Consider the following 988-nt stretch of genomic DNA (forward strand, 5'->3'; position numbering starts at 1 on the left):
GAGACAGTCCCTCGACGGTCTTCAGGTCGGCAGCGGACGATGCTCCGGTCATATCCGCATAGGCGCGATTGGCGTAGACGACGCGGCCCTTGGTGTCGGTGACGAGAAGCCCCTGCGACATCGAATCGACGAAGGATTTCGACAGTTCGTCGCCTGTCGAGCGTGGCGTGACCTGCACGAAGCCGATCGCCGTCGCGAACAGGAAGCCGACGCCGATCATCGCCAGCACGCCGAGCATGCCGAGCAGGAAAGGATCGCCGAGGCGCTCGCGGAAAAGCCCGAAGACGATCGCCGCCCCCGTCAGAACGACGATGAAAATGATAAGCCGGGTGACCGCGCCGGGTCGCGTATTCTGGTCGACGATCGGTACCGGATAGAAATCGCCGCGCGCTTCCTTGGCCATGTGCCCCCTGCTCGTGAATTCCGGTGTTCCGACACCCGCCCCTAGCGGGTTGAATCACATTCTCCTAGTCCGGAAAAGGCCTGGGCGGCAAATGTCGGATAAAAATGATGTCTTCCGGGCTTCGGAGTTTTTCTAGCTGTTCACCGGCGTGAAACGCAACTTGCGGTGGCCCGCTGCAACGGTCTAGTGTCTCGTCACTTCCAAGGGCGATCAGGGGAACCCAATGCAATGGCTCGATAGCGTGGCAGGTCCCGGTTATGCCGCAGCATTGTTGTGGACGTTTGCAGCGCTTGTCCTGCTGGTCATCGTTCTCGTCATCATAAAGCTGGTGCGCAACCTGACATTCGGAACCTTCGTCGCCGGTGGCCGGAACCGCAAGACGCGACTGGCCGTCATGGATGCCACCGCCGTCGACAGCCATCGCAGGTTGGTGCTGATACGCCGTGACGATATCGAGCACCTGCTTCTGATCGGCGGCCCGACTGACGTCGTCGTCGAGCGCGATATCCGACTTTCGGCGCTACGCCGGCCGGCATTGACTGGAGACGGTGGCTTGCAGCCGGTCCCGGCCACCGCGGCCCCGGC

At 62.0% G+C, this 988-nt stretch carries 1 protein-coding gene and 1 pseudogene; one reads left to right on the plus strand and one right to left on the minus strand.

All coding sequences use genetic code 11. The features are described from left to right. A partial coding sequence (locus EN893_RS35555; RefSeq protein WP_128362246.1) for a PAS domain-containing protein occupies window positions 1-403 on the minus strand: 403 nt, incomplete at its 3' end. A gap of 223 nt (window positions 404-626) precedes the next feature. Here EN893_RS35555 and EN893_RS35560 point away from each other — a divergent pair. Continuing rightward, a pseudogene (locus EN893_RS35560) lies at window positions 627-988 on the plus strand (flagellar biosynthetic protein FliO); the annotation flags it as partial.

Origin of the sequence: Mesorhizobium sp. M7A.F.Ca.CA.004.04.2.1 (assembly GCF_004022825.1) — a bacterium.
In the GTDB taxonomy this organism is placed as follows: Bacteria; Pseudomonadota; Alphaproteobacteria; order Rhizobiales; family Rhizobiaceae; genus Mesorhizobium.